This window comes from Acinetobacter guillouiae (assembly GCF_002370525.2).
In the GTDB taxonomy this organism is placed as follows: Bacteria; Pseudomonadota; Gammaproteobacteria; order Pseudomonadales; family Moraxellaceae; genus Acinetobacter; species Acinetobacter guillouiae.
On the sequence record NZ_AP014630.1, the window covers coordinates 2,103,780 to 2,129,381 of the forward strand.

At 38.9% G+C, this 25,602-nt stretch carries 29 protein-coding genes; 24 read left to right on the top strand and 5 right to left on the bottom strand.

The genetic code is table 11. The features are described from left to right. Position 1: 1 nt before the first annotated feature. Together AS4_RS09610 and AS4_RS09615 are read left to right on the top strand one after the other, a co-directional pair. On the top strand, positions 2-724 hold the full coding sequence (locus tag AS4_RS09610) for a pseudouridine synthase (RefSeq protein ID WP_096734002.1): 723 nt from the start codon (positions 2-4) through the stop codon (positions 722-724). A 2-nt stretch (positions 725-726) separates the two neighbouring features. Continuing rightward, positions 727-1,062, top strand: coding sequence for a peptidyl-tRNA hydrolase (locus AS4_RS09615; protein WP_096734003.1), 336 nt, complete (start codon positions 727-729; stop codon positions 1,060-1,062). Between the two features lie 21 nt (positions 1,063-1,083). Here the strand turns inward: AS4_RS09615 and AS4_RS09620 are convergent, their stop codons facing one another. The 3 genes from AS4_RS09620 to AS4_RS09630 all read right to left on the bottom strand — a co-directional run bounded on the left by AS4_RS09620 (position 1,084) and on the right by AS4_RS09630 (position 2,958). Beyond that, on the bottom strand, positions 1,084-1,527 hold the full coding sequence (locus AS4_RS09620) for a GNAT family N-acetyltransferase (protein WP_004821200.1): 444 nt from the start codon (positions 1,525-1,527) through the stop codon (positions 1,084-1,086). A 94-nt stretch (positions 1,528-1,621) separates the two neighbouring features. After that, on the bottom strand, positions 1,622-1,933 hold the full coding sequence (locus tag AS4_RS09625) for a type II toxin-antitoxin system RelB/DinJ family antitoxin (RefSeq protein WP_004720870.1): 312 nt from the start codon (positions 1,931-1,933) through the stop codon (positions 1,622-1,624). Between the two features lie 107 nt (positions 1,934-2,040). Beyond that, positions 2,041-2,958, bottom strand: a complete 918-nt coding sequence (locus tag AS4_RS09630; protein WP_096734004.1) for a pseudouridine synthase — start codon at positions 2,956-2,958, stop codon at positions 2,041-2,043. Between the two features lie 147 nt (positions 2,959-3,105). Here AS4_RS09630 and tsaE point away from each other — a divergent pair, with 147 nt between their 5' ends. The 4 genes from tsaE to hfq all read left to right on the top strand — a co-directional run bounded on the left by tsaE (position 3,106) and on the right by hfq (position 7,196). After that, positions 3,106-3,564 (top strand): tRNA (adenosine(37)-N6)-threonylcarbamoyltransferase complex ATPase subunit type 1 TsaE, encoded by a 459-nt coding sequence (tsaE, locus tag AS4_RS09635; RefSeq protein ID WP_004720868.1) that lies wholly within the window; start codon positions 3,106-3,108, stop codon positions 3,562-3,564. A gap of 65 nt (positions 3,565-3,629) precedes the next feature. Further along, complete coding sequence (mutL, locus tag AS4_RS09640; RefSeq protein ID WP_096734005.1) at positions 3,630-5,639, top strand: DNA mismatch repair endonuclease MutL; 2,010 nt, start codon at positions 3,630-3,632, stop codon at positions 5,637-5,639. Positions 5,640-5,645: 6 nt separating this feature from the next. Continuing rightward, positions 5,646-6,590, top strand: coding sequence for a tRNA (adenosine(37)-N6)-dimethylallyltransferase MiaA (gene miaA, locus AS4_RS09645; RefSeq protein ID WP_004720866.1), 945 nt, complete (start codon positions 5,646-5,648; stop codon positions 6,588-6,590). 90 nt (positions 6,591-6,680) lie between these two features. Then, entirely contained in the window at positions 6,681-7,196 is a 516-nt protein-coding gene (hfq, locus tag AS4_RS09650; RefSeq protein ID WP_004720864.1) for an RNA chaperone Hfq, read from the top strand. A gap of 133 nt (positions 7,197-7,329) precedes the next feature. On the opposite strand, the gene AS4_RS09655 is transcribed toward hfq, so the two are convergent. Together AS4_RS09655 and AS4_RS09660 are read right to left on the bottom strand one after the other, a co-directional pair. Next, on the bottom strand, positions 7,330-8,646 hold the full coding sequence (locus AS4_RS09655; RefSeq protein ID WP_004821208.1) for a peptidylprolyl isomerase: 1,317 nt from the start codon (positions 8,644-8,646) through the stop codon (positions 7,330-7,332). Beyond that, positions 8,646-11,096, bottom strand: coding sequence for an LPS-assembly protein LptD (locus AS4_RS09660; RefSeq protein WP_096734006.1), 2,451 nt, complete (start codon positions 11,094-11,096; stop codon positions 8,646-8,648). The genes AS4_RS09655 and AS4_RS09660 overlap by 1 nt, the downstream gene beginning before the upstream one ends. Before the next feature lie 119 nt (positions 11,097-11,215). Here AS4_RS09660 and AS4_RS09665 point away from each other — a divergent pair, with 119 nt between their 5' ends. From AS4_RS09665 to gspK, 18 genes are all read left to right on the top strand, one after another. Further along, entirely contained in the window at positions 11,216-12,235 is a 1,020-nt protein-coding gene (locus AS4_RS09665; RefSeq protein WP_096734007.1) for an aminoglycoside phosphotransferase family protein, read from the top strand. Continuing rightward, positions 12,232-12,921: an N-acetylmuramate alpha-1-phosphate uridylyltransferase MurU gene (murU, locus tag AS4_RS09670; protein ID WP_096734008.1), complete on the top strand. Its 690-nt coding sequence runs from the start codon at positions 12,232-12,234 to the stop codon at positions 12,919-12,921. Before AS4_RS09665 ends, murU begins: the two co-directional genes overlap by 4 nt. Positions 12,922-13,027: 106 nt before the next feature. Continuing rightward, positions 13,028-13,660: a 16S rRNA (guanine(527)-N(7))-methyltransferase RsmG gene (gene rsmG, locus AS4_RS09675; RefSeq protein ID WP_004821214.1), complete on the top strand. Its 633-nt coding sequence runs from the start codon at positions 13,028-13,030 to the stop codon at positions 13,658-13,660. A 24-nt stretch (positions 13,661-13,684) separates the two neighbouring features. Then, on the top strand, positions 13,685-14,467 hold the full coding sequence (locus tag AS4_RS09680) for a ParA family protein (RefSeq protein WP_096734009.1): 783 nt from the start codon (positions 13,685-13,687) through the stop codon (positions 14,465-14,467). Then, entirely contained in the window at positions 14,464-15,354 is an 891-nt protein-coding gene (locus AS4_RS09685; protein WP_004720851.1) for a ParB/RepB/Spo0J family partition protein, read from the top strand. The genes AS4_RS09680 and AS4_RS09685 overlap by 4 nt, the downstream gene beginning before the upstream one ends. 35 nt (positions 15,355-15,389) lie before the next feature. Further along, complete coding sequence (locus AS4_RS09690; protein WP_004821216.1) at positions 15,390-16,022, top strand: MotA/TolQ/ExbB proton channel family protein; 633 nt, start codon at positions 15,390-15,392, stop codon at positions 16,020-16,022. 20 nt (positions 16,023-16,042) lie between these two features. Then, complete coding sequence (locus tag AS4_RS09695) at positions 16,043-16,465, top strand: ExbD/TolR family protein (RefSeq protein ID WP_004821219.1); 423 nt, start codon at positions 16,043-16,045, stop codon at positions 16,463-16,465. 3 nt (positions 16,466-16,468) lie between these two features. Further along, positions 16,469-18,199, top strand: a complete 1,731-nt coding sequence (gene msbA / locus AS4_RS09700; RefSeq protein ID WP_034610206.1) for a lipid A export permease/ATP-binding protein MsbA — start codon at positions 16,469-16,471, stop codon at positions 18,197-18,199. 6 nt (positions 18,200-18,205) lie between these two features. Then, positions 18,206-19,222 carry a tetraacyldisaccharide 4'-kinase gene (lpxK, locus tag AS4_RS09705; protein ID WP_004821223.1) on the top strand — a complete coding sequence of 339 codons (1,017 nt, stop codon included), beginning with the start codon at positions 18,206-18,208 and terminating at the stop codon, positions 19,220-19,222. Between the two features lie 4 nt (positions 19,223-19,226). Beyond that, the gene (kdsB, locus tag AS4_RS09710; protein ID WP_096734010.1) at positions 19,227-19,988 is read left to right on the top strand and encodes a 3-deoxy-manno-octulosonate cytidylyltransferase; all 762 of its coding nucleotides are present in this window, start codon (positions 19,227-19,229) and stop codon (positions 19,986-19,988) included. A 66-nt stretch (positions 19,989-20,054) separates the two neighbouring features. Beyond that, positions 20,055-21,035: a DNA polymerase III subunit delta' gene (locus tag AS4_RS09715; protein WP_096734011.1), complete on the top strand. Its 981-nt coding sequence runs from the start codon at positions 20,055-20,057 to the stop codon at positions 21,033-21,035. A 26-nt stretch (positions 21,036-21,061) separates the two neighbouring features. After that, the gene (locus AS4_RS09720; protein ID WP_004821228.1) at positions 21,062-21,403 is read left to right on the top strand and encodes a PilZ domain-containing protein; all 342 of its coding nucleotides are present in this window, start codon (positions 21,062-21,064) and stop codon (positions 21,401-21,403) included. 27 nt (positions 21,404-21,430) lie between these two features. Then, a complete protein-coding gene (locus AS4_RS09725) occupies positions 21,431-22,204 on the top strand; it encodes a TatD family hydrolase (RefSeq protein ID WP_004720827.1) in 774 nt (257 codons plus the stop codon). Between the two features lie 87 nt (positions 22,205-22,291). Next, a complete protein-coding gene (locus AS4_RS09730; protein ID WP_004821232.1) occupies positions 22,292-22,906 on the top strand; it encodes a TetR/AcrR family transcriptional regulator in 615 nt (204 codons plus the stop codon). A 5-nt stretch (positions 22,907-22,911) separates the two neighbouring features. Next, the gene (locus AS4_RS09735; RefSeq protein ID WP_034610211.1) at positions 22,912-23,478 is read left to right on the top strand and encodes a prepilin-type N-terminal cleavage/methylation domain-containing protein; all 567 of its coding nucleotides are present in this window, start codon (positions 22,912-22,914) and stop codon (positions 23,476-23,478) included. Further along, positions 23,465-23,848 carry a type II secretion system minor pseudopilin GspI gene (gene gspI / locus AS4_RS09740; protein WP_004821236.1) on the top strand — a complete coding sequence of 128 codons (384 nt, stop codon included), beginning with the start codon at positions 23,465-23,467 and terminating at the stop codon, positions 23,846-23,848. The genes AS4_RS09735 and gspI overlap by 14 nt, the downstream gene beginning before the upstream one ends. After that, the gene (gene gspJ, locus AS4_RS09745; protein ID WP_096734012.1) at positions 23,848-24,504 is read left to right on the top strand and encodes a type II secretion system minor pseudopilin GspJ; all 657 of its coding nucleotides are present in this window, start codon (positions 23,848-23,850) and stop codon (positions 24,502-24,504) included. The genes gspI and gspJ overlap by 1 nt, the downstream gene beginning before the upstream one ends. Before the next feature lie 47 nt (positions 24,505-24,551). Beyond that, the gene (gspK, locus tag AS4_RS09750) at positions 24,552-25,508 is read left to right on the top strand and encodes a type II secretion system minor pseudopilin GspK (protein ID WP_096734013.1); all 957 of its coding nucleotides are present in this window, start codon (positions 24,552-24,554) and stop codon (positions 25,506-25,508) included. Positions 25,509-25,602 lie beyond the last annotated feature (94 nt).

Sequence of the window (25,602 nt, forward strand, 5' to 3'; positions counted from 1 at the left end):
TATGTTCTTGGAAAAAATGTTGCAATCACAAGGCTTTGGTTCACGTAAGCATTGCCAACAACTCATTAAAAATGGTGCAATTCAAATCCAAAACGAGGTTGTTACCGACCCCAAATTTAAACTTGATACCCAAAATCTAGTATTTTCAGTGTATACCGAAACATTTCAATACCGTGAAAAAGTCTATATTGCCTTAAATAAACCGCAGGACTACGAATGTTCCCATCAATCAACACACCATTTTAGTGTTTTTGATTTATTTGATGATGTACTTATGAACCGAGGTTTACAAACTGTTGGTCGTTTAGATCAGGACACGACAGGTTTATTGCTACTGACGGATGATGGGCAGTTTTTACAAGCATTGACTCATCCTAAAAAGCATGTGGCTAAAGTTTATCAAATACAAACAGCAGATCCGATTACAGATGATCAGATTCAACAACTTGAACAGGGCGTAGAATTACGCAATGAAAAGGGTATCTTTGCAGCAACAGATGTACTGCGCTTGGCTGAATATGCATTACAAATGACTGTACACCAAGGGGTTTATCATCAAGTCAAACGGATGTTGGCTGCTGTGGGCAATAAGGTTGAAAGCTTGCATCGTGCACAAGTCGGGCAATTAGCACTCAAAGAATTAGTTGAAGGTGAGTGGGTCTATTTGACAGAAGATCAGGTGAATGCTGCTAGAAATAGTCAAAATGAACAAATAGTGATTTGATCATGGCTTTAAAGCTCTATATTGCTGTTTTAGATGAAATGCCAGACTTTATGGTTCCAACCCTTGTTGCGCATGCAGTCTTGGCTGCGCACTTACAATTTGTTCAAGATGCTGATGCTGAAAGTTATAAAAATTGGTTAGAACATTCTTTTCGTAAAGTTGTGGTCAAGGTGAATCAAAAAGAATTTGATAAAATTGCTCAATTAAAGTGTTATTTAGGACATGAAAGTACAGTATTGGATGCTAAGAAATCCTGTGCTGTGGTTTTTCCTATTTCACAGGACTCGATACCCAATGTACTTAAATTCGCAAAGATGTGGAAACCGACATTGAATTGATCAAAAAATGCATTGTAAAAACTACTTGAGGAAACAATGAAATGTCTGGAATTCATTGTCTTTAACAAAGCCCATTTGCTCATAGAGCTGATGTGAATGGTAATTGTTTTTCTGGGTTTCTAAACTGATTCGTTGCGCATCTTCATGGCGTGCAAAGAGAATTGCAGTATCAATCAGTTGTTTGGCAGAACCTTGTCGACGAAAAACAGGTGTTACATACACATCATCTAAAATATAGTACTTTGAACAAGAAACAGATGAAAAGCCTTGGTATAACAACACAAAGCCTGTAAAAACATCATCTTTTACATGGATGAAGATAACACTTTCTTTATTTTCAAAACGTTGTTTTAAAAAATTAAAGGACTGTTGGATATTGGAAGATGCACCATAAAATTGGCGATATTCATCAAATAAAGTAGCAAGTTGATTTAAATCTTCTTTGGTCGCTCGTCTAACGATCATTTATTACTCCTTGCAATGATTTTTATCTTTGCAAAAGAGCATAACCAAAAAATAGAAAAGTAAACTTAATTATTTGTTTAAAAATGCGACAGTGTTATTTTTTGTCACTTTCACCCAAGATGGCATTTAACTCTGCAAATAGATCTTCATCGTCATCATTTAAATCAACAGAAGAATTCAGTTGTCCGTTTTGTTGGTCTTGCTTAAGTTTTCTCAGCTTGAATAACTGATCCATATTGATATTCTGATTTTCTATGGCGAAAGGGATGGATTTTGTGATGACAACTTGTTTAAAAAACAGTCGAACTGCTTGTGCAGGCGTAATCCCCAATTGTTTAAAAACAGCAAATGCTAGTTTTTTTTCTTGTGAATCAAGACGTACTTGATAGACTTCGGTTTTTCTCATGAATAGTGACCAAACAAAATTTGAGTTTGAATGCTTATTTTAATCAAAGCTTTCGGAATTTCAATGCTTAATCGTCAAAAAGTCATATATTTGTCATTACGTCAAAATTACAGTGTCAATTCATAGTCAGAACAAAAGCAATATTCGGCTTGTGTAATCGGATCAAGGAACTCAATTTTCTTGGCTAATAGCTGTAAAGGTTGTGAAAAATCAGCAGCATCTTTATGTAGAACTTGCGGATAAAAAGGATCGTTTTTAATTGGAATATTTAACCAATTTAAATGCATCCGTAATTGATGTTGTTTACCTGTAGTCGGCTTTAGTAAATATTTTGCCCAAATTTGATTGTGTTCAATCAGATCAATTTCGGTATATGAGTTTGATTTTCCCTCAACAACTTTCATGGTGTAAAAGGGTTCGCCCTTTTCCATTCTCAAGTCCACAGCACATGGAAATTTTAAATTAGCATTGAATAGAGCAATCGCTTGATAGGTCTTATTGACTTGCCGCTCAGCAAACATTTGTTGATATAAACCACGTGTTTGAGACCGTTTTGAAAACAATACAACGCCAGCAGTTTCTCGATCTAAGCGATGGATTGGGGTGAGGTCTGGGTTGTTTGTGGTTTTTTTTAAACGAACTAATAAGGTTTCTTGTATATATTGCCCAGAAGGGCTGATGGTTAAAAAGTGAGGCTTGTCTACCACGATTAAATTTTCATTTTCAAACAATATCTTTTCTTGAAATGGCACATGAATTTCATGGGGTAAAAATCGATAGTAGTAAAGATGGGTATTCTCTAGATAGGGGTGATCAACGGTTAATGCTTGTCCTTGCATATCGATGATGAGTTGGTCTTGAAAACGTTGTTGCCATTCATTGGCTGGAATATGTGGAAAATGCTCACATAAATAACTGAATAAATTTTTAGGTAAATCTGCTCGCTTGGGGAGATAAACTTTTGATGCAGTTACACCATCTCTCATTGGCGGTTGATATTCTGAAACAGGGGTGGCGGGTTTCATAAGCGTATTTTTTATGCAGATAAGTTTAAAGTGAGTTGTCTAAGCGTGTTGGAAAGTATCAAAACATGATTTCTAAACAATGCAACATAGGTTTTAAAGTCACGCAATGCTATCATATTGTCTGGTTTGAATCATGTCGTGAGCGTTATGCAATATTCATATAAATTAAGTCTGAGCAATGAACAAGACACCCAAATGTTGGCACAAAAGTTAGCTCAACATATTGCAAAAGGCGTGATTTATTTAATCGGTGACTTGGGGGCAGGTAAAACCACACTCACACGCTATTGGTTGCAAAGTTTAGGTCATCAGGGTGCGGTTAAAAGTCCAACATATACCTTGGTAGAACCTTATAATATCAATGCGAAAGAGGTGTTTCATTTTGACTTATACCGTTTAAATGATCCTTATGAGCTTGAATTGATGGGTATTCGTGATTATTTAGAGGTCGAGAATGCTTTATTCTTATTTGAATGGCCTTCTAAGGGCGGTGATGAAATTCCACAGCCAGATCACGTCATTCGCATTTTAAAAACAGAAGATGAAGCTGCACGAGAAGTGGTCATTGAAAGTATTTCTGCTGAATTGATTGAAGCGTTGACTTGATCAATGGTTTCAGCATTTTAAGCCCATCATATATTTTAATTTATTTAAATTTTTAGGTTAATTGAATGCAACGCGAAGATATCAGTTTAAGACGTATCCAAAACTTAGATCCAGCACTGGCCAACCAAATTGCTGCAGGTGAGGTGATTGAACGACCATCATCTGTAGTGAAAGAGTTGCTTGAAAACTCGATTGATGCAGGTGCGACTGAGCTGATTATTCGTGTGGCAAATGGTGGTAGCACCCTAATTGAAATTATTGACAATGGTCGAGGTATTCACGCTGAGGATTTAGCACTTTCAGTCACCCGTCATGCAACCAGTAAAATTCAATCTGCTGAAGATTTACAAGCAATTGTGAGTTTAGGCTTTCGTGGAGAGGCGCTTGCCTCTATCGCAGCGGTTTCGCGTTTAACTTTAACCAGTAGTCAGGATGATTCAGGTGTCGGTTACCAACTAGAAGTCAATGGTACAGCATTTGACCATCAAGATATTCAAGCGGTAGCAACCCAACAAGGTACACATATCCGTATTCAGGATTTGTTTTTTAATGTGCCTGCGCGGCGTAAATTTTTAAAGAAACCAAGTACTGAATTTGGTCATATTGAGGAAATTGTACGTCGAATGGCGCTTACGCATTTCGATATCCGCTTTGTTTTAGAACATAATGACAATATTCGCCTTAATTTGCCGATTGCAGATAGTGGTGAGCTAAGATTTCAACGGGTACAGCAATTATTGGGTCGCCAATTCACTGAAAATGCTTATTGGATAGATGCAGACAGTATTAGCATGCGTTTATCAGGCTGGTTAGGACATCCTTCAGATGCGCGAGCACAAGCCGATTTGCAATATGTCTATGTGAATGGTCGTATTGTCAAAGATAAAACCATTTCTCATGCTTTGCGTATGGCATATGATGGTATTTTGCATGGACATCAACATGCAGCGTATTTGCTGTTTTTAGAAGTTGATCCTGAAAATATTGATGTCAATGTGCATCCAACCAAGCATGAAATCCGTTTCCTTAATCAGCGTGAAGTACATGAGTTTGTACGACATTTTGCTAAAGACACCTTATCTCAATTTCAGACTGCAACTGCGGATTTATCTTCTGCAATGAAGCAGGATGGGGTAACAGAAAATCAAGCATTGTCAGCGCAGCCACGCTATCAGGAACAATTTCCTTTACATCGCAATGCGCCAGCTGAGCAACATGAAAGTGATCAAAATAGCCGAAGCAATTCAGATGGGTCTTTACAGCATAGTGGTCTAACAGATTTTAGGGATACACAAGCCCAAACAGTCAATTATTCCCACTATGAACCACAACAGCAGTATCGTGGCACTCAACAACTCAATAACGCCTTGAAAAGCTATTTAGCCCCTTTACGTGAGTCTGGTGATGCTGATCAAGAATTAACAGATCAAGCGTCCTATGAGCGATCTGTACAAGAGATCCAAAATAAACAGGTCCATCAGGTTGATGAATATCCGTTGGGAATTGCAATAGCGCAATTACATGGGATTTATATTCTTGCACAGAATACGGAAGGCCTGATTATTGTCGATATGCATGCAGCGCATGAACGTATTTTGCTACAACAAATGAAATCTGCATGGGATAAACCAGAATTTTGGACCTCACAACAGTTGCTTATTCCTAAAGTTATTTCGATTACCCGTATGCAGGCAACCCGTGTTGATGATTTAAAACCACAGTTGGAACGCTTAGGCCTAGAAATCGATCAATATGGTGATGATCAAGTGATTGTACGTGGTGTACCTGCGATTTTACATAAAGCAGATTTTGAATCCTTGGTACCTGAATTACTCAATGATTTAGATCCAAATGATGAAGCGCAGGCGCTACAGCAAAAACGTGATCAAATTTTAGCAGGCATGGCATGCCATGGTGCAGTGCGTGCCCATCGGATGCTAAGTCTTTCCGAAATGAATGCTTTGTTGCGTCAAATGGAACACACAGAATTTGCCAGTCAGTGTAATCATGGTCGACCAACATGGCGTGCATTTCCATTGCCCCAATTAGATAAATTATTTGCTCGAGGAGAGTAGTTGTACATGTCAAATCAATTGCCCGTCATCAATTTAATGGGACCAACCGCAAGCGGTAAAACTGCTTTGGCATGTGAATTGTATGATCATGGGAATTATGAGCTTATTTCTGTAGATTCTGCCTTGGTCTATAAAGATATGGATATTGGTACTGCAAAGCCAACCAAAGCGGAGCAGGAGCGTTATCCGCATCATTTGATTGATATTATTACCCCACTTGAGGTTTATTCCGCTGCTGAATTTGTCGAGGATGCTTGTCAACTGATTGATGATATCCATGCACGCGGTAAAACACCTATTTTAGTTGGCGGTACAATGCTATATTTTAAAGCGTTGCTTGAGGGGCTTTCTACAAATTTACCGAGTGCTGATTACGCGATTCGTGCTGCGATTGAGTTAAAAGGTGAAACGGAAGGCTGGCAATCGGTGTATGATGAATTAAAATCTGTTGATGTATTGGCAGGTGAAAAATTTAAAGTCAGTGATAAGCAAAGAATCATTCGCGCTTTAGAAGTGTATAAAATTACTGGTCGTCCGATTACTCAACTACAGGCGGAACAACCGAAGAATCAACCGTACCGATATGATTTTCATAATTATGCTTTATTGCCTGATCGCCTAGAGCTGCACAAGAGAATTGAACTTCGTTTGGAAAAAATGTGGGAAATCGGATTTTTAAATGAGGTTGAAAATCTTATGAAAAAATACGATCTCGAAGAAAATTTACCTTCTTCACGCTCTGTTGGATACCGACAAGCGATAGATTTTTTAAAAAACAGTGATTTGAGTCAAGAAAGTGAGCGTCAAATGAAGGATAAAGCACTATTTGCGACACGACAATTAGCAAAACGTCAATACACATGGTTACGATCTTTGCAAGAAACACACTCTTTTCAAACTTTTTTTACGATAAACCAAGCACAAGAAGACTTGCGAAACTTATACGGATAAAGCAAAATTTAACAACTACCTTTTTTATAAATTTTAATTGAAAAATAAAGGTAGTTTTTGCGCTGATTTTAATTTTTTTTGGAGTATAAAATGTCTAAAGGTCAAACTTTACAAGATCCGTTCTTAAATTCTCTCCGTAAAGAACGTATTCCTGTTTCTATTTTTCTTGTAAACGGTATTAAATTACAAGGTCATATTGAATCTTTTGACCAGTATGTTGTTTTGTTGAAAAACACAGTAAGCCAAATGGTTTATAAGCATGCTATTTCAACTGTAGTACCTGCACGTAATCCACGTCCTGCTGGTGCTCCTGCTGGTGCTCAAGGCGCTGCTGGTGGCTTCGGCGGTCAAGCTGGCGGCTTCGGTGGTCAAGCTGGTGGCTTCGGTGGTCAAGGCGGCTTCGGTGGTCAACAAGGCGGCTTTGGTGGTCAACAAGGCGGTTTCGGTGGTCAAGGTGGTTTCGGTAGCCAAGGTGGCTTCGGCGGTCAAGGTGGCTTCGGTGGTCAAGGCGGCTTCGGTGGTCAAGGTGGCTTCGGCGGTCAAGGTACTGACTTTGGTGGCGAAACAAAATTTGAAGATTCACAAGAAGATGAAAACAATCGTTAATTTCTTGATTTAACAAGAACGATTGTAAAAGAGACGCCAAATTGGCGTCTCTTTTTTATTGGTGCTGCTAAATTTAGAGAGAAAAAAACCAGTGCAAAAGCACTGGTTTTTAATTTAACGACTTAGCATAGACTTAACTTTCATTTTTCTTTGGATCTAGGCTTGGGTCTTTGATTTCAATGTAAGTATTTGCACGTAACTCTCTTAACCAGCCGTCATATTCTGATTCGAATTGACGTTCACCTAAAATTTGGCGAGCCATACGCTTTTGGTACTCTGAGGTCATATCTTGTTGACGTGTGCCTGTAACTTGGAGAATATGCCAGCCAAACTGAGTTTGAAATGGTTTGCTGATTTCGTTGACTGGTGAACTCTGCATGAGTTTGTCAAATTCAGGAACCATCATGCCAGGGCTTACCCAGCCAAGACTTCCGCCATCACGAGCAGAACCAGGGTCATTTGAATAGGTTGAAGCAAGCGTAGCAAAATCATCGCCCGCTTTTAAGCGGTTATAAATACTGTCAATGGTTTGCTTTGCATTTTCAGGGCTAACAACTTCTGATGTTTTAATCAAAATATGACGCGTATTAAATTGCGGAACTAAAGCTTTTTGCTCATTCGATTTTTTTTCTAATAATTTTAAAACATGAACGCCGTCTTTTGCTGGAATTAAGTCAGTGGTTTGTCCTGGCTCAAGGGTAGTAACACGTGCAGCAAGATCTGTTGGGATATCTGAAAGCGGACGGAAGCCCATATCAGCACCATCAACTTTAACTTGAGCTGTGCTAAATTTCTTTTCTATGCTTTTAACGTCATTGCTATCTTTTAAGTCAGTACGGACTGCTTTTGCAATACTTTCTAACTCGCTTGCAGGCGCTTCTCCTGAAATACGCATATGTAGTACATGGACTTGACTACCAACAGCAGCTTGACCTTCAGGTGATTTTAAGAAGTTTTCAACATCAAGGTCAGTGATCTTGATACGAGACATCACTTGTTGTTGACTCAATCGTTGAATGAGTAAATCTTCCGCAACACGGTTACGCAGTAATTCATAGGTACCCGGTGCAACAGCATCTAATTTTTTTTGAAAAGCTTCTAAAGAATTTGCACCAGATTGTTGGGCAACTTTCAATACGGCTTCATTTAAGCTTTTTTCATCTGCTTTTAAGCCATACTTCTTCACTTGTTCAAGCTGTGCATCATGGGTGATGAGCTGACTCAGTACTTGCTGTTGCAGAATGTTTTGTGGTGGGATTTCTTTCTTTTGTGCCTGAAGTCGATGTGTCGCTTCAGCAACACCTTGGTCTAAATCACTTTTTAAAATTGCTGTAGAACCAACAATTGCAATGATTTGGTCCTGCGGAGCAGCATAAACTGATACCGAGGTGGAGATGAGTAAAGCTAAGGTTGATGCTTTAAATAATTTTTTAAATTTTTGCGTCTTCATTAATGTGTCCAAGATTGATTAGCTTTATCAAAACCTAAAATACGATTTTCAAGTAATGAACTTAACTTGTTGTTCAAACCACCAAGTCCTTTTAGTGTGATCTCAGCCATCACTGCGCGTTTTGGCTTTGTATCAGGAAGAGAAACGTCATCTAGATCATTAAAGTACGAGCGACCATAGACGGAAATTCCCCAACAACAAGATTCATAATTCACACCCAATAAATATTCGCGTGCGACATGGTTGTCAAGGTCATATTGAACATGTCCCATAATACGCCAGTTGTCTTTTACAGGCTGTATAAATGATGCAACTGCTTGATCATATGCACGTTGACGGTCAGGGAGGTTATTGCGATAAAAATAACCAACGTTATAAAGGTTTCCGCGTTGGCCTGTATAATACAATTGGAAGTCATGTTGAGCGCTATCACCATTTGACATCCACGCTGAATTGGTACTCAGTGTGAAGTTTTGTGAAAGTTGGCTAGAAAGGCTCAGCACAGGACCAGTATGTTTTTCTCTGTCTAAATCATCTGTATTGTTGAGTAAAGTAACTTTTCGATCATCAAAATAATAACTTTGACCAATACTGGCTCTTAAGCGCTCTAAGCCGACTGTATCAAATAAGCTATAACTTAAACCAAGAGATAAAAAGTTATTGTCTTCTAAACGGTCATGTCCATAAAAGCGGTACGGGCTAAACAATTGATCATAGCTGATAGAAGCTGTTGTTGAATCAAAGTTTGGATAACCTGTTTGATTTTTATATGGTGCATACGCATAGAAAGCGCGAGGTGTAATGGTTTGGAGAAATTTTCCGTCCTTTTCAAATGTTAAACCCGTATCCAAAGTAAATTGAGGAACAACAACGGATTTGTTTTTGCTATCTTGGCTTTGGTTATTTAAATTAAGTTGATCTACTGTGGTTTGATCATAGAAAGTATTTAAACTTCGAACAGAGACTTCAGGAATCACAAAAGACCATGGATTACGGAAATTATAACGTGTCGCAAATTGGTTATATAAACGTGTACCACTTGGCTGGTTGTTATAATCGGCATCATTGATGTCTTTTTGGAAATACGCAGTATCGTTGTTAAATTCGTATTCCAAACCTTGCGGATTTCCAGCGACATAGTTCAGTAAAAACTGCGGTAGGCGGGCATATGGCTTATCTACATCTTTGATGGTTTTATCAAGGGTTTGGAAGTCCTCAACTTTAAGCTGAGCTTTTAAGCCTGGAATACCGTGATTGTAGTTGAGTTCCCATGCGCGACGTTGGTTCAGCTCTGTACGAGTGTTTGGGTTATTATCTAGATCTGAGAAAAAATCTTTATCAGAAACATAGTTATATTCTAAGTTGGTTGACCATTGTTTAGTGATATCCCACTTGTGCAGAAAATGCAGGTCTTTACGATCTTCATCATTATAATCACGGTCAGAAGGTAAGTAACTTCCCCAAACGCTACCAGCACCAAAGTTCTCAGTTAAATAACGAAACTCACCTTGAGCCATAAGACCACGGTCAGTAATCAGCCGTGGTGTAATGGTGGCATCATAGTTGGGCGCCAAATTTAAATAAACGGGAACTGCGAGTTCAAAACCACCATCATTGGTAAAGCCAAAACTAGGATTTAAAATCCCTGTAGTACGGCGGTCATCGATTGGGAAGTTAAAATATGGAACTGCGAGTACAGGCACATCCTTAACATAGAGTTTGGTGCCACGCGTTACACCTCGACCAGTGTCTTGATCCAATTCAATTTTATTGGCCTGAATTTTCCAAGTGGGTTTTTCATCGGGTGGGCAGGTGGTGTAGGTGGCATTTTCAAGGACGATATTGGTTGGCGAAGTTCTTTCTATTTTTTCTGCATGACCATGTGCGTGGGTCAATTCTGCAATATAGAAACTATTATTTAGCTGCCCAGTTTCATCTTTCAGGTTGTAATCAATCTGATCACTTTGCGCGATGATACCACCTTGTGCCATTTGTACATTGCCTTTCGCTTTGGCGAAAGTTTGTGTTTTATCAATGGTCACTTCATCAGCACGGATCATACGTCCAGATTGGTCAATGACCACATCACCAGACAGGAAAGAGTCGCCATTGGGATTGTAATAACCATTATCTGCAGTAATCACAGATGATGCTTCTTCTGGGTTTGTTGATTTAGCTTGGGTGCTAAAAGGTGTAACCCAGACACCTTCACAATAACGGGTACTTGGATTTTTTAAATCACGTACCTGTGCTTCAGGTGAGTTTTTGTCCACATAATATTGTTCAAAGAAATTTTGCCCTGCAAAGCTTTCTTTGATGGCTGCATTCAGTTGCTTATTATTAACTTCAGAAACAGTGTCTGTCGATTCAGCATAGCTGGATACTGAACTTCCACAAAGAAGTGTCAAAATAGCAGTCGCTAAAGGATTAAATTTAAACTGATGCTTCATTTGTCTCGTTAACCAAATATGCTAATCGCAATTAATTATTGTCGCATCATAGAGAAAAAGTCGATAAGTAGCTACACTTAGCACTTCAAAAATTCAGCCTGAATTAGATTAAATTGCAAATGAATACACAACGTGAACAATTGATACAAACATGGTTAACATCTGTACTCAGTTCAGATCAATTTGAAATCAATTTTTTAGCAGGCGATGCGAGTTTCCGTCGTTATGCACGAATTACCTTGAATAATAAAACATTTATGCTTATGGATGCACCTCCTGAGAAGGAAGATTGTCGTCCTTTTGTTGCGATTGATGAATTCTTTGACACAAATGGGGTGCGTGTACCTCATATTGTTGCCAAGGATTTAGATCAAGGTTTGTTGTTACTTGAAGATTTTGGCGATGTATTGTTATCTACACAATTGAATGGTCAAACGGTAGATGCACATTATGCGCAAAGTTTTAAGCAGTTGGTGCAGTTGCAGTCTATTGCTGCTGATTCATCACACTTGCCAACATATGCCTATGAAAAGCTGATCTCAGAAATGGAATTGTTAACGGATTGGTTGTTACCCTCATTAGCTATCCAAGTAACAGATGAAGAGCTTGGGTTAATTAAACGAACCTTTGCTATTCTTGCCAATGCAGCTTTGGCACAACCTCAAGTAATCGTACATCGTGATTTCCATAGTCGTAATCTGATGATTCTTGAAGCTGAGAAAGACCAAGGCGTGATTGATTTTCAAGATGCAGTGATTGGTGCGGACACCTATGATTTGATTTCGATTACCCGTGATGCCTACGTACAGTGGGGTCCTGAGCGTGTGTATGGGTGGTTTAAAGTGTTTTATGACTTGTTACCAGAATCTGCCAAGCAAGATCGTGATTTTGATCAATTCAAACAAGATGCTGACTTTATGGCAATTCAGCGCCATATCAAAATTTTAGGTATTTTTGTGCGTTTGTTTGAGCGTGATGGTAAATCTGGTTATCTCAAAGACTTGCCTCGTGTCATGTGGTACTTATTGGAAGAATCAAAACCTTACCCAGAATTACAACCGTTTATGCATTTTATTCATGCACGGGTTTTACCAAAATTTGAAGAAAAATATGGCGTATATGAGGTGATTGCAGCATGAAAGCAATGATTTTAGCTGCGGGGCTAGGCAATAGAATGCGACCTTTGACCCTCTATAAGCCAAAGCCTTTATTAGAAGTTGGCGGCAAAGCACTGATTGTATGGCATATAGAAAAATTAAAAAAAATCGGTGTGACTGAAATCGTGATTAATTCTGCATGGTTGGCAGATATTCTGATTGGTACCTTGGGTGATGGCTCACAATTTGGTGTGACTATACGCTGGACGCGTGAAGATGAGGGCTTGGAAACCGCAGGTGGGATTATCAATGCCTTAGCGCTTCTCGGTGATCAACCTTTTATTCTGGTCAATGGTGATGTATGGACCACTTTTGATTTTGCATCATTATTAAATATCAATCTTGCCGATGATCTTGCACATTTGGTTTTTGTCAATAATCCTGAACAGCATCCTCAGGGCGATTTTACCTTGGCAAATGGTCGTGCTTATACCTTTGAGCAAAATCAGCAAGGTGAAAATTTAACTTATAGTGGTGTCGCTGTGATTAACCCAAAAATGTTTGATGGTCTGGAACAGGGTAAAAGACCGCTTGCACCCTTGCTTAAACAAGGCATGCTAGACGGTAAAATCTCAGCTGAGAAAATGCAGGCAACGTGGGTTGATGTGGGTACACCTGAGCGTTTAACAGCCTTGGATTTGCAAATAAGACAGGGTGAGTATAGTTAAGTGAGGATAAATACGCCTAAGTGCGTATTAACTCATCGTTAACTACTGTTCCACGGGCGAGAAATAGGTATACTTTCAGCTAACTATTTAGAGATGTTATTTGATCATGCATCCATTTTTTCAAGAGTTAAAGCAAGGCAGTCTAAAGCTTGGCTTAAAACTTAGTGATGAAGCATTAGGATTATTGTTGCAATATCAAGATGCACTCGTCCTGTGGAACAAAGCTTATAACTTAACGGCGATTCGCGATCCAAAAGAAATGTTGGTTAAACATTTATTGGATAGCTTAAGTATTTTAAATGATTTACCCGCTGGTCGTTTACTCGATATTGGTACAGGCGGGGGGATGCCAGGGATGATCATTGCACTGTGCCAGCCTGAACGCCAATGTGTTTTGTTGGATTCAAATGGTAAGAAAATTCGTTTTCTGAAACAGTTTATTGCAGATTTAAAACTAAAAAATGTTGTCGCAGTTCAGACACGTGTAGAAAATGAAGATAGTATCCATGATCTAGGACAATTTGATGTGATCACCAGTCGTGCATTTGCTTCATTGACAGATTTTGTGACAGCTTCAAAACCTTATATGCATGAACGCAGTATCATTGCGTCAATGAAAGGTTTGATTCCCACTGAAGAAGTTGATGCTTTAAAAGACAAGTGGAGTTGTGACATTATTGAATTGCATGTACCTCGGTTAGACGAACAACGTCATTTACTTTTATTAAAACAGATTTAAAACAGACTAAGGGTTGGGGTTACCATGGCTCAAATTATTGCTATCGCAAACCAGAAAGGTGGCGTAGGTAAAACCACGACAGCCGTGAATTTGGCTGCCTCTTTGGCAGTGTTGAAAAAGCGTGTTTTATTGGTGGATATGGACTCTCAGGGTAATGCTACCATGGGATCGGGTATTCAAAAAAATGATTTGTTATATTCAGTCACCGATGTACTTCTGGGTGAAGTACCGATTGAAACTGCAATTAGTAAAGCTGAAGTCGGTTATAAAGTACTTGGCTCAAATCGTGATTTGGCAGGTGTTGAACTGGCAATCGCAGAGCAAGATGGACGTGAGTTTATTTTTCGTAACGCTTTACAGCAAATTGAAAAAGACTTTGATTATATTATTGTTGATTGTGCACCAAGTTTAAGTTTAATTACGGTCAATGCTTTAGCCGCAGTAGATGCAGTGATTATTCCAATGCAATGTGAGTATTATGCATTAGAAGGATTGGCAGATCTGACCCAGACCATTGATAAAATTCAACAGGCGTTAAACCCTGAATTGGAAATTATTGGGGTGCTTCGTACCATGTATGATGCACGTAATGCACTCACCCGTGATGTTTCTGCCGAATTAGAACAGTATTTTGGTAAGAAACTTTATGATACAGTGATTCCGCGTAATGTGCGTTTGGCCGAAGCGCCAGCACATGGATTACCGATTATTTATTTTGAGAAAAGCTCTAAAGGTGCAATTGCATATTTAAATTTAGCAGCTGAAATGTTGAAAAAGAGTAAAGTGAAAAAAGGAAATAAAGCATGACCGTGAAAAAAAGAGGGTTGGCAAAGGGTCGTGGCTTAGATGCATTATTAGGTTCAATCCAAAAAGAAAAATTACAACTTGAAGTTCAAGCATTGGATCATGGCCAATTAAAACAGATGGATGTAACCCAATTAAAACGCGGCGCGTATCAACCCCGTCGTTTTATTGGTGAGCAAGATTTACAAGAACTTGCAGCATCAATTAAAAAACATGGTGTAATGCAGCCGATTGTGATTCGTCCGATTGAAAATGACGAAACTCCCTATGAAATCATTGCAGGTGAACGTCGTTGGCGTGCTGCTCAATTGGCGGGTTTAACTGAAATCCCTGCAATTGTGCGTGATTTGACCGATCAAGTTGCGATTGCCTTGGCATTGATCGAAAACATTCAGCGTCAAGATTTAAACCCAGTTGATCAAGCACTGGCATTACAGCGCTTCCATGAAGAATTTGGGCTTAGTCATCAAGAAATTGCAGACACTGTAGGTAAAGCACGGACTACCGTAAGTAATTTATTGCGTTTATTAAGTCTAGAAGATGAAATTAAAGATTTAATGCAACAAGGTCTGTTAGACATGGGGCACGCCCGTGCGATATTGACTCTAAAAGCTAAAGATCAATTGCAAATTGCAAAAATCGTGATTGATAAGAGTTTGTCTGTTCGTCAAACCGAGCAGTTGGTGCGTGATTGGAATACGCCAAAGCAGGAAAAATCTAAAGATCCACTTGCGCCAGATGTGCAACAACTGACTCAGAAACTGTCAGAGCGCTTTAGTGCCAGTGTAAAATTAGACTATAACAAACAGGGTAAAGGCAAGCTGGTCATCAGTTATAACTCGCTTGATGAGTTAGATGGAATTTTAAATATCTGTTTACCAGAACAATAATGTTTAAGCGATTTAATTAATTTGGGGAACTAAAGATGTGGGAACTTGTTAAAGCCGGCGGTTGGTTAATGCTGCCATTGGTTTTATGTTCAATTTTTACTGTTGCGATTTCAATCGAGAGATTTATACGGCTGAAACGATCTTTAGTTCTACCTAAGTCGCTTATGATGCAAAAAGGCCGCAGTGTTGACGATGTTTTAGATGAAATGGAACAAGATCAAGCAGTTTGCCAAACGGCATTGGGCTATATTTTTAAAGATGGTATTGATGCTTACGCTCAAGGCGAGGCATTTGCACGTGCTCAGATGGAAGCGACTGCTTCGCGCGAAATTGGGTATTTAGAAAAAAATATCAATTTCTTAGGTACATTGAGCGCTGTTGCACCGTTATTGGGACTATTGGGTACAGTGATTGGGATTATCGAGTCTTTTCTGGTGATTGATTTAGGTACAAATGCCAATCCAACCATGATGATTCCAGGTATTTCTAAGGCATTAATTACCACAGCTGCAGGTATGGTGATTGCTATTCCAGCACTATTTGCCTATCGTTATTTTCAGCGCCTAGTTCAGGAATATGTGGCTGAACTTGAGCAACAGTCGACTTTATTTCATGCCGCCTTATTTTTTCAGAAACACCTTGAAAATGAAAAAAAGAAAGCTGGTTAAATCCGTTTTAGGGGTGTTTCATGAAATTTAGACGCAGAACAGTTGAAGATATTCATATCAATCTTACGCCATTGATTGATTGCTTGTTATTTATATTGGTGATTTTATTACTGACCACCACCTTTAACCAGCAAAGTCGGATCAATCTTTCTTTACCGGATGCACAAGGTGTTCCGCCAAAAGAATACAAAAATAAAATTGAAGTCATGGTAGACTCGGCAGGGCATTATGCAGTAAATGGGCAGGCACTTTCGAGTAAAGAGTCGGCTGATTTAAGTACTGCAATTAAGCAAGCAGCAAATGACAATCGTGATCTGATGTTTGTGATTGCTGCAGATGCCAAAGCGACGCATCAAGATGTTATACGAGTGATGGATGTCGCAGGACAGCTCGGTTTCGTTAACATCAATATCAGTACCAAAGTTCCATCTCGAGGTTATTAATTAGTGAATCAAGATTTTAAGGTCTATGTCCGTCTTTTGGCGTATTTAAAGCCGTACTGGGGGGCAGCCTTACTCGTTATTATTGGATTTGGCGTAAATGCGGCAACTGAAGTTTCTGTAGCGAAATTACTTAAATATATTATTGATGCAATTCAAGATGGTAATCGTGGAGATCTTGATTGGTTTCCAGCGCTAATTATCTTGTTGATTTTTTTCCGTGGCTTAGGGTTGTTTATGGGGGGCTACTTTACTGCAGTCATCTCAAGAAGTTTGGTATTTAGTATTCGTCAAGAAGTTTATGCCAAACTGTTAAAACTACCCGCGCAGTATTATTTGGATAATTCATCAGGTCACATCACTGCAAAAATTATGTATAACGTGGAGCAGTTAACCGCAGCTTCCTCTGAATCGTTAAAAACATTAATTCGTGATGGTGCAATTGCTTTAGGTTTATTGGGTTATTTGCTGTATACCAATTGGCGTTTAACCTTGTGTATTTTTATCTTTATGCCGATTATTGGTTTATTGGTGCGTAAAGCTTCAAAACGCATGCGTAAGCTGTCTATTCAAGTGCAAAATACCATGGGAGATGTGAACCATATTGTGCAAGAAACAGTCAGTGCGAATGCGGTTGTCAAAAGCTTTGCTGGCGAGGAAAATGAACAAAAACGTTTCTATAAGTCTTCAGAAGAAAACTTAAAACGTGGTTTGAAAATGGTGGTTGTACAAAACTTAAATAGTCCACTTGTACAATTGGTCATGGCTTTTGCTCTAGGTATCATTATTTGGTTGGCATTACGTCCACAAATTTTAGGCGATACTTCAGCTGGCGAGTTTGTTGCCTATATCACAGCAGCAGGGTTATTGGCGAAGCCTATTAAAAATTTAACAGATATCAATGAAAAATTACAACGTGGTATTGCAGCTGCATATTCTGTATTTGAAGTTCTAGACCTGCCTCAAGAAGAAAATACCGGAACATTAACGCCAAAATTATTGGGTAATATCAAGTTTGATCATGTGTCTTTGGTTTATAAAAATAATGTAAAAGGGATTGATGATTTCTCATTAGACATACAAGCAGGCCAAACCATTGCTTTGGTTGGGCGTTCAGGTGCTGGTAAGTCATCTTTGGTGAATATGTTGGTGCGCTTTCAAGAAATTAGTGCAGGGCAAATTTATCTAGATCAACTGCCTATTCAAGATATTGAACTCAGTTGTTTGCGTACCCAAGTTGCGATGGTCAACCAGCAAGTAGTGTTATTTGATCGAACAGTGCGTGAAAATATTGCATACGGCCAATTAGAAAAAGCATCTGAGGAAGCCATTATTGCCGCTGCTAAAGCAGCTTATGCACATGACTTTATTATGGAATTACCAAAAGGTTATGACACACCTTTGGGTGCGCAGGGCTTAAGTCTTTCAGGTGGTCAACGTCAACGTATCGCTATTGCACGTGCAATCCTTAAAAATGCACCAATTCTTATCCTTGATGAAGCCACCAGTGCTTTGGATAATGAGTCTGAACACTTTATTCAAAAAGCATTTGATGAAGCGATGCTTGATCAAAATCGAACCACGATAGTGATTGCTCACCGTCTATCTACGATCGAAAAAGCGGATAAGATTGTGGTTATGGATAAAGGGCGTATCATAGAACAAGGTACTCATACTGAGTTATTGGCGAAGCATGGCGCTTACTATCAATTGTATGAACGTAACTTTGAGGAATAATCGAACATGTCTATTGCGCAAATCATTCAAGATGCTTGGAATAAACAGTCCAAGTGGTTGATTGCATTGCGGCCATTGTCATGGTTATATCAGTTCGGTTTTACGGTAAATAAGCAACTGTATCAAAAAGGTATAAAAAAAACCTATCAAGCACCTGTCCCCGTGATGATTATTGGAAATATTACTGTGGGCGGGAGTGGAAAGACACCGTTATTGATCCAGTTGGTGAAATATTTGCAACATCACCATGTTCGCGTTGGCGTGATTAGTCGTGGTTATGGGGGGCAAGGGCCTTTCCCTGCACTGGTTACTTTAGATTCTGTGCCTGATCAAGTGGGCGATGAACCTTGTTTAATTGTTCAGTCTACTGAGGTTCCCATGGTGGTGGGTGGTAATCGCCAAGCCAATATTGAGTTACTACTGCAACATTATGAACTTGATTTAATCATCAGTGATGATGGTTTACAGCATTGGGCTTTGGCGCGTCAAATCGAATGGATTGTACTGGATAATAACCGAGGTTTGGGCAATCAGAAGCTACTTCCTGAAGGTTATTTACGCGAGCCTGTGAGCCGTTTAAAACACGGTACCGTGATTGAGCATGCGCATCAGCCGCATTCAGCTCTCAATATGCATTTAGAAGTGACTGAACCTTATCTATTAAATCCAAGTTTTGACCAATCTGAACAGTTTGATCCTGCACTTGATTATTATGCAGTCGTTGGAATTGGTTTTCCGCAACGCTTTTATAACACCTTGGAAAGTATCGGTGTAACTCAATTTCAATGTCATGAATTTCCAGACCATTATGATTATGAAATTGATGATTTGCAGTTTGAAGATAACAATCCGATTATTACCACTGAAAAAGATGCGGTAAAGCTTTTACCGTTATTGAAAAATCATTCTACATTTAGTCGTGAGATTTGGGTGGTTCCAGTGGGAGCTGTCTTGTCTGATGAATGTTATCTATTACTCAACCAACAACTTACTCAACTTGGTATTGATCTAATACAAGGTTAATTTGATGAAACATATTGTTATTCCTGCGCGTTTTGCCAGTTCACGCCTTCCCGGTAAGCCTCTTTTAGAAATTCATGGGCGAGCCATGATTTTACGTGTGGTCGATCAAGCAAAAAAAGTACAGGGATTTGATGATCTTTGTGTGGCGACAGATGACCCACGTATTGCAGCGCTTTGTCGAGCAGAAGGTGTGGATGTTGTGATGACTGATCCGAATCATCCTTCGGGCACAGACCGTTTAAGTGAAGTTGCTCGGATCAAAGGTTGGGATGCCGAGGATATTATTGTCAATGTACAGGGGGATGAGCCTTTATTGCCTGCACAATTGGTGATTCAAGTAGCTGAGTTGCTGGCACAGAAAGCGGATTGTTCAATGTCGACCTTATGTGAGCCTATACATCAGCTTGACGAGTTTCAGCGTGACAGCATTGTGAAAGTGGTGATGTCTAAGTTCAACGAAGCACTTTATTTCAGTCGTGCACAAATTCCTTACGATCGAGAGGGTGTTAAACAGGTTGAGCAAAAGCTACATCAGCATGCTTATCGCCATTTGGGCTTATATGCTTACCGTGTCAAGCTTTTACAAGAATATGTCACTTGGGATGTGGGTGTTTTAGAACAGTTGGAAAGTTTAGAGCAATTACGTGTTTTAGAAAATGGACATCGTATTGCGATTGATATCGCACAAGTAAATTTACCACCTGGTGTCGATACTCAAGCAGATTTGGATCGCTTAAACGCCTTAGATGTAGCGGTTTTTGAATAGTTTGACTTTGCATTATTTATATTTGCGTCACTTGTTTTACCTCACTTGTATTTAGGTTTTTGATTCATGGATGCTTCTAATTCTCAGGTTTATCCTTGGCAGCAACAAACATGGGAAACCTTAACAGGTCGCTTTCCAAAATTAGGGCATGGTTTATTGTTCTATGGTAAAAAAGGTTGTGGTAAACATGCATTTACCCAACATTTTTTGTCATGGGTTTTGTGTTTAAATAAAACACCTCAAGGTGCTTGTGGCGAGTGTGCAAGTTGCCAGTGGCTCAAATCGGATACCCATCCTAACTATGTTAATATCACGACCGATGAAGAGAATAAGAAGCAAAACGCGAAAATTAAGATCGAGAAGATCCGTGATTTACTACCATTTGTGCAGCAGACAGTAGATGGTTGGCGCGTTATAGTCATTGAACCTGCAGAAGCTTTAAACATTGCTTCTGCAAATGCATTATTAAAAACACTAGAAGAGCCAGGTGATCGGGTACAGATTATCTTACTTGCAGAACATTATCTAAAGCTGCCAGCAACGATTCGTAGTCGATTACAGCACTTTGCTATGGATCGTATTAGCCCCACACTTTCAGAACAATATTTGCAACAGCATTTACCGATTGAAATGCATTCTAAAATCAACTTGTTGATGAACTTATCCAATAATATGCCATTACAAGCATTGGCACTTGCTGAGCTGGATTGGTTAAATCGACGTGGCGAATTTTTACAAGATTGGCAAAAACTGGTCAGTCAAAAAAGCATGCCTTTACAGTTTGCTTCAAAATGGAATAAAGAACTGAGTTTTTATGATTTTTTACAAATGTTTGAATACTTGTTGTCAGATATAATTTGTGTCAAGCTGAATCAAGTTGTAAAGAATTCAGACTTGCAATTAGATGAGCTTGCTGCGCAGTATCAATTGCAAAGCTTGTTCTCTATTTATGAAGATTTACAACAATCGAAGCTAAAAGTTGATCAAAATGTACAAACAAATCTAATTATTGATCAATTGTCTATTCAGTTAATGAATGTGACATAAAATTTGAATATTCAGGGGGAATAATCATGCAACCACGTATGGGCGGTTTGATTCAAGTCAACATCAATGATCGCGCAACTTTACAAGCCAGTTATATGCCTTATATTTTAGGCGGTGGCTTATTTGTACCATCAAAGAATCCTGTAAAAATGGGCGATGAAGTGTTTGTACTGGCTGGTTTGCCAGATCAATCACAGAAAGTTCCTTTAACAGGGAAAGTAATTTGGATTTCGCAAAAGCAAAATGGAATTAAGCCACAAGGTTTTGCAATTCAACTCACTGGCGAAAAAGGCATCTATTACAAAATGGAAGCAGAAAAACTACTCGCTGGGAGTATGTCTTTAGACCGTCCTAGCTTTACAATGTAAGCCAATTTTCAATATTTAGGAATTTCTGTGTTTGTTGATACGCATTGCCATTTAACCATGTTAAATCTTGAACCTTATGCAGGGGATCTCGATGCCGCATTACAACAAGCAAGAGATGCTGGTGTGTCCAAATTTATGGGAATTTCTGTAGATTTGGATGACCATATCGCACTTGCAGAAATTGCCGCAAGACATTCAGATGTGGGTTATAGTGTTGGTGTACATCCATGCGAAGATCCTGCAGTGATGCAACGTGCAAGCGTTGAAAAACTGGTTGAACTGGCGCAAGCTGAAAAAGTTTGGGCATTGGGTGAAACAGGCTTGGATTATTTTCATAGCACAGAATTTATTGCTGAACAAAAAGCCTGTTTTGCACGACATATTCACGCATCGCAACAGCTTAAAAAGCCTGTAGTTGTGCATACCCGTTCAGCAAAACATGAAACCGTAGATATTATTCGCGCTGAAAAATCAACACATGGTATTTTGCATTGCTTTACAGAGGATTGGGAAACAGCAAAAGCCGTTTTAGATTGTGGTTATTATATTTCCTTCTCTGGAATTGTTTCATTTAAAAACGCGCAAGATTTAAGAGATGTTGCAAAGCAAGTGCCTTTAGATCGCTTGTTGATTGAAACGGATAGTCCTTATTTGGCACCGATGCCTTATCGAGGAAAACCGAATGAACCAAAATACGTTCCTTATGTAGCCAAAGCGCTGAGTGATGTATATGATAAAACGCTTGAAGAGATCGCTTTCATTACCACACAAAATTTTGAAAATCTGCTTCAACAAAAGTGATTGAAAAGCACTGATTTAAAAAGCAATCAATAGAAGTGCGTCAATTTATTAACGGATAGAATTAACAAGAGAGTTTATCGGGTGAAGATGGATCGACAGGCTCAGTTTAGAGCAAGAGAAGCATTGATTTTTCAGGTTGCTGAACAACTGCTTTTAGAAAATGGTGAAGCAGGGATGACATTGGATGCCCTTGCTGCAGAACTAGATCTAGCCAAGGGAACACTTTATAAGCATTTTCAGAGTAAGGATGAGTTGTATATACTGCTTATCATTCGTAATGAACGTATGTTACTTGAAATGGTACGTGATACTGAGAAAGCATTTCCTGAGCATTTGGCTTTTTTTATGTTGCACCATTTACACCATCCTGAACGTGCAGTGTTATTCCATCAGATCGAAGAGCGACTATCCACCACAGGACAAGGCATCCATCATTTATTTAGCGAACTCTATCAAGTACGTAAACAACGTTTACGTATCATTATTCGCATGACAGAAAGCTATCTAGAATCGATTCAAAGTTTGATGTCGGTACGTGATTATTTGGCTTCGATTTGGTCAATTACGCATGGTGGAGCAGCGATACTGAATTCCAGCTTCTATCAGCGTTATTTAGGTTGTCGAGATACCTTACGTGTCGCATTGATTGATCAGGCATTGGCTGTGCCAAAACATCCACAAGCCTCAGAACAGGTGGCTTAGCTGCAATGAAAAATCTACGATCATCTCAAAAAATACGAGGTTTTACCTTAATTGAGGTGATGGTGGTGATCGTCATCATCAGTATTATTGCCTCATTGATCATTTTAAATATTGATGGCGTAGATCAGCGTAAAGCTATGCAAGCACGTGAGATGTTATTGCTCGATTTAAAGCAGATTAATCGTGAAGCCAATGATCAAGCGCGTATTTATGCACTTGATTTACACAATGCTACGGATGTTGCAGCTGCACAGTATGGTGTTATTGAGTATATTCCAGTCAAAGAAGACGCTGAGCAACGTATTCGAGTGGTTGACAATAAACCATGGAAAGAAGTGACGGACTTTCCTAAAAGAGCGTTGCCAGAATACGTTTCATTTTCTATTGAAACGGAAGATCATCAATTCCAAAATGCAAATAACTCAGAACTCTTGGGAAATAATGCACCTAAATTGATTTGGTTTGGAAATGGTGAAGTCAAACCTGTCACAATTCAAATGTATTATCAGCAAAAGCCAGTGGGTGGGGTAATTCGAGTTGATTATTTGGGTAAAGTAGATGAAGAAAAATAAAGGCTTTACTTTAATTGAGGTGGTTGTGGCTTTGGCGATTTTTGCAGTCGCAGCAATGGCTTTGACCAAAGTCGCGATGCAATATACGCAGTCGACCGCCAATGCGATTTTACGAACCAAGGCTCAGTTTGTTGCACAGAATGAAATCTCAATGATGATGATTAATCGTGAATGGCTGTCAGGAACGTCATCCAAACAAGTCACCACACAAGGTGAAACTTGGCAGGTAGATAAAAAAGCAGAATCTACACTGAGCCCAAATGTACAAAAAATAGATGTGCAAGTGAGCCTTTTTAATCCTGATACGGGTAAAGTAGAAGCAGGGATTACCAATATGGTGTTCTTTAATTATCCGATCAAAGAAAAATAATGATGAATCTAATCAAGCATAAAAAAAATCAAACTGTGTATGCACAGAAAAGCACAGGCTTTACCTTAATTGAACTTTTGGTGGCCATAGCAATCTTTGCTGTTTTGTCAGCATTGGGCTGGAAAATATTTGACTACCTGATTAAAGTTAAAGATCGTAATGTCATACATGAGGAAAATTTAGGCCAATTACAAGGTGCCTATCAACAGATTCAGCGTGATACCTTACAGATTGTTCCTATTTCTGCAAGAAGTGGTGAGGAAATTGAACCTGCTTTAGGTTTAGATAATCAAAAACTTTCTTTCAGTAAAACAGGTGTAACCGACCCGCTTAAACAGGGGTTGTCACCCTATGAACGAATTGAATATGTTTACAATGCGCAAGAGAAAAAACTTTATCGGTTAAAATATTCAAATTTAAATCGAAATAATTCAGAACAGCCCTTGTCGAGTGTGTTGTTGGCAGATGTTGATCAGTATCGTATTGATGTTTTAAATCCAACAGAATTAGATCGTTGGCCAAACGATATGATTAAAAATGATGGGCAATTGCCGCGTGGGATTAAAATTAAAGTCACGATTCGTGATATAGAATATGAATGGATTTTTAGTTTGCTCAATTCTGACTATCTGATCAATAACGGCGCAGCTAATTAAATCAGTATTGTGGTCGATGCGGATCAATAAATTTAGGTAAATCATTCATGCAATTAAAGCAGCAAAAAGGTATCGCATTAATTACGATTTTAGTGATGGTCGCTTTAGCAACCATCATTGCTGCGACGATTGCTAAACGTCAAAATTACACCAATGAAAGTACAGGGTTTTTAAAACGGCAAAGCCAAGCACTTTTTTATGCAAAGAGTGCGGAAGCATTTTATTCTGAGATATTGGTACAAGACAGCGAAAACAGCAAAGAGGCAGATTACTTACAAGAAACATGGGCAAAACCGATGCCAGCATTTCCAGTTGAAGATGGATATGTCACAGGTGTGTTGGAGGATGAGTCCGGTAAATTCAATTTAAACAGTTTATTAACCAATGAAGGTAAGCCCAACGACGCGGCACAGAAATATTTTTCTAAGCTTTTGGTTCGTGTCGGTTTACCTGCTGATGCTGTTCAAGCCGTGATTGATTGGCAAGATCCAGACAATGAAACCATAGGTTCATACGGTGCTGAAACAAGTTATTACCAAGGTTTGCCTAAACCATATTTGGCTGCAAATCGAAAATTTTCCAGTGTTGAAGAACTTAAACAAGTACGTGGTTTTGAAGAAAAGAAGTATGATTTAATTGCACCTTATATATCGGCACTGCCTGATATTGCAACAAAAATTAATGTCAATACTGCACCTGCAATGGTTTTGGCAGCCATGGATGAGAAACTAGACATAAATAGCGTACAAACAGCTTTAAAAGCGCGACAAGAAAAACTTGAGCATTTTGCCAATGTGGGCGAGCTAATGAAAATCGCACCATTTGACAGCTTGGAAGCTGCAAGCAAAACAGAGGCAGACAAGTTTTTTGGAGTAACATCCAGTTATTTTAAAGCTAAGATCGAAGTATCTTTAAGCAATCGCAAGCGTCAATTTACTACACGCTTTATGCGTAATGATAAATCACAAGTTTATGTTTATTCGCGTAGCCTTGCACCATTTTGAAAATTTTAGTGAATATTTTTTTAACTATATGATTTTAAATAACTATAAAAAATAGTTAAAAGGTAGTTAAAAGGTTGGTTGATTGACTAAACAT

Excerpts from the sequence above, each read along its gene's own strand:
- AS4_RS09610 (WP_096734002.1), top strand. The coding sequence starts at position 2 with ATGTTCTTGGAAAAAATGTTGCAATCACAAGGCTTTGGTTCACGTAAG.
- AS4_RS09615 (WP_096734003.1), top strand. The coding sequence starts at position 727 with ATGGCTTTAAAGCTCTATATTGCTGTTTTAGATGAAATGCCAGACTTT.
- AS4_RS09620 (WP_004821200.1), bottom strand. The coding sequence starts at position 1,527 with ATGATCGTTAGACGAGCGACCAAAGAAGATTTAAATCAACTTGCTACT.
- AS4_RS09625 (WP_004720870.1), bottom strand. The coding sequence starts at position 1,933 with ATGAGAAAAACCGAAGTCTATCAAGTACGTCTTGATTCACAAGAAAAA.
- AS4_RS09630 (WP_096734004.1), bottom strand. The coding sequence starts at position 2,958 with ATGAAACCCGCCACCCCTGTTTCAGAATATCAACCGCCAATGAGAGAT.
- tsaE (WP_004720868.1), top strand. The coding sequence starts at position 3,106 with ATGCAATATTCATATAAATTAAGTCTGAGCAATGAACAAGACACCCAA.
- mutL (WP_096734005.1), top strand. The coding sequence starts at position 3,630 with ATGCAACGCGAAGATATCAGTTTAAGACGTATCCAAAACTTAGATCCA.
- miaA (WP_004720866.1), top strand. The coding sequence starts at position 5,646 with ATGTCAAATCAATTGCCCGTCATCAATTTAATGGGACCAACCGCAAGC.
- hfq (WP_004720864.1), top strand. The coding sequence starts at position 6,681 with ATGTCTAAAGGTCAAACTTTACAAGATCCGTTCTTAAATTCTCTCCGT.
- AS4_RS09655 (WP_004821208.1), bottom strand. The coding sequence starts at position 8,646 with ATGAAGACGCAAAAATTTAAAAAATTATTTAAAGCATCAACCTTAGCT.
- AS4_RS09660 (WP_096734006.1), bottom strand. The coding sequence starts at position 11,096 with ATGAAGCATCAGTTTAAATTTAATCCTTTAGCGACTGCTATTTTGACA.
- AS4_RS09665 (WP_096734007.1), top strand. The coding sequence starts at position 11,216 with ATGAATACACAACGTGAACAATTGATACAAACATGGTTAACATCTGTA.
- murU (WP_096734008.1), top strand. The coding sequence starts at position 12,232 with ATGAAAGCAATGATTTTAGCTGCGGGGCTAGGCAATAGAATGCGACCT.
- rsmG (WP_004821214.1), top strand. The coding sequence starts at position 13,028 with ATGCATCCATTTTTTCAAGAGTTAAAGCAAGGCAGTCTAAAGCTTGGC.
- AS4_RS09680 (WP_096734009.1), top strand. The coding sequence starts at position 13,685 with ATGGCTCAAATTATTGCTATCGCAAACCAGAAAGGTGGCGTAGGTAAA.
- AS4_RS09685 (WP_004720851.1), top strand. The coding sequence starts at position 14,464 with ATGACCGTGAAAAAAAGAGGGTTGGCAAAGGGTCGTGGCTTAGATGCA.
- AS4_RS09690 (WP_004821216.1), top strand. The coding sequence starts at position 15,390 with ATGTGGGAACTTGTTAAAGCCGGCGGTTGGTTAATGCTGCCATTGGTT.
- AS4_RS09695 (WP_004821219.1), top strand. The coding sequence starts at position 16,043 with ATGAAATTTAGACGCAGAACAGTTGAAGATATTCATATCAATCTTACG.
- lpxK (WP_004821223.1), top strand. The coding sequence starts at position 18,206 with ATGTCTATTGCGCAAATCATTCAAGATGCTTGGAATAAACAGTCCAAG.
- kdsB (WP_096734010.1), top strand. The coding sequence starts at position 19,227 with ATGAAACATATTGTTATTCCTGCGCGTTTTGCCAGTTCACGCCTTCCC.
- AS4_RS09715 (WP_096734011.1), top strand. The coding sequence starts at position 20,055 with ATGGATGCTTCTAATTCTCAGGTTTATCCTTGGCAGCAACAAACATGG.
- AS4_RS09720 (WP_004821228.1), top strand. The coding sequence starts at position 21,062 with ATGCAACCACGTATGGGCGGTTTGATTCAAGTCAACATCAATGATCGC.
- AS4_RS09730 (WP_004821232.1), top strand. The coding sequence starts at position 22,292 with ATGGATCGACAGGCTCAGTTTAGAGCAAGAGAAGCATTGATTTTTCAG.
- AS4_RS09735 (WP_034610211.1), top strand. The coding sequence starts at position 22,912 with ATGAAAAATCTACGATCATCTCAAAAAATACGAGGTTTTACCTTAATT.
- gspI (WP_004821236.1), top strand. The coding sequence starts at position 23,465 with ATGAAGAAAAATAAAGGCTTTACTTTAATTGAGGTGGTTGTGGCTTTG.
- gspJ (WP_096734012.1), top strand. The coding sequence starts at position 23,848 with ATGATGAATCTAATCAAGCATAAAAAAAATCAAACTGTGTATGCACAG.
- gspK (WP_096734013.1), top strand. The coding sequence starts at position 24,552 with ATGCAATTAAAGCAGCAAAAAGGTATCGCATTAATTACGATTTTAGTG.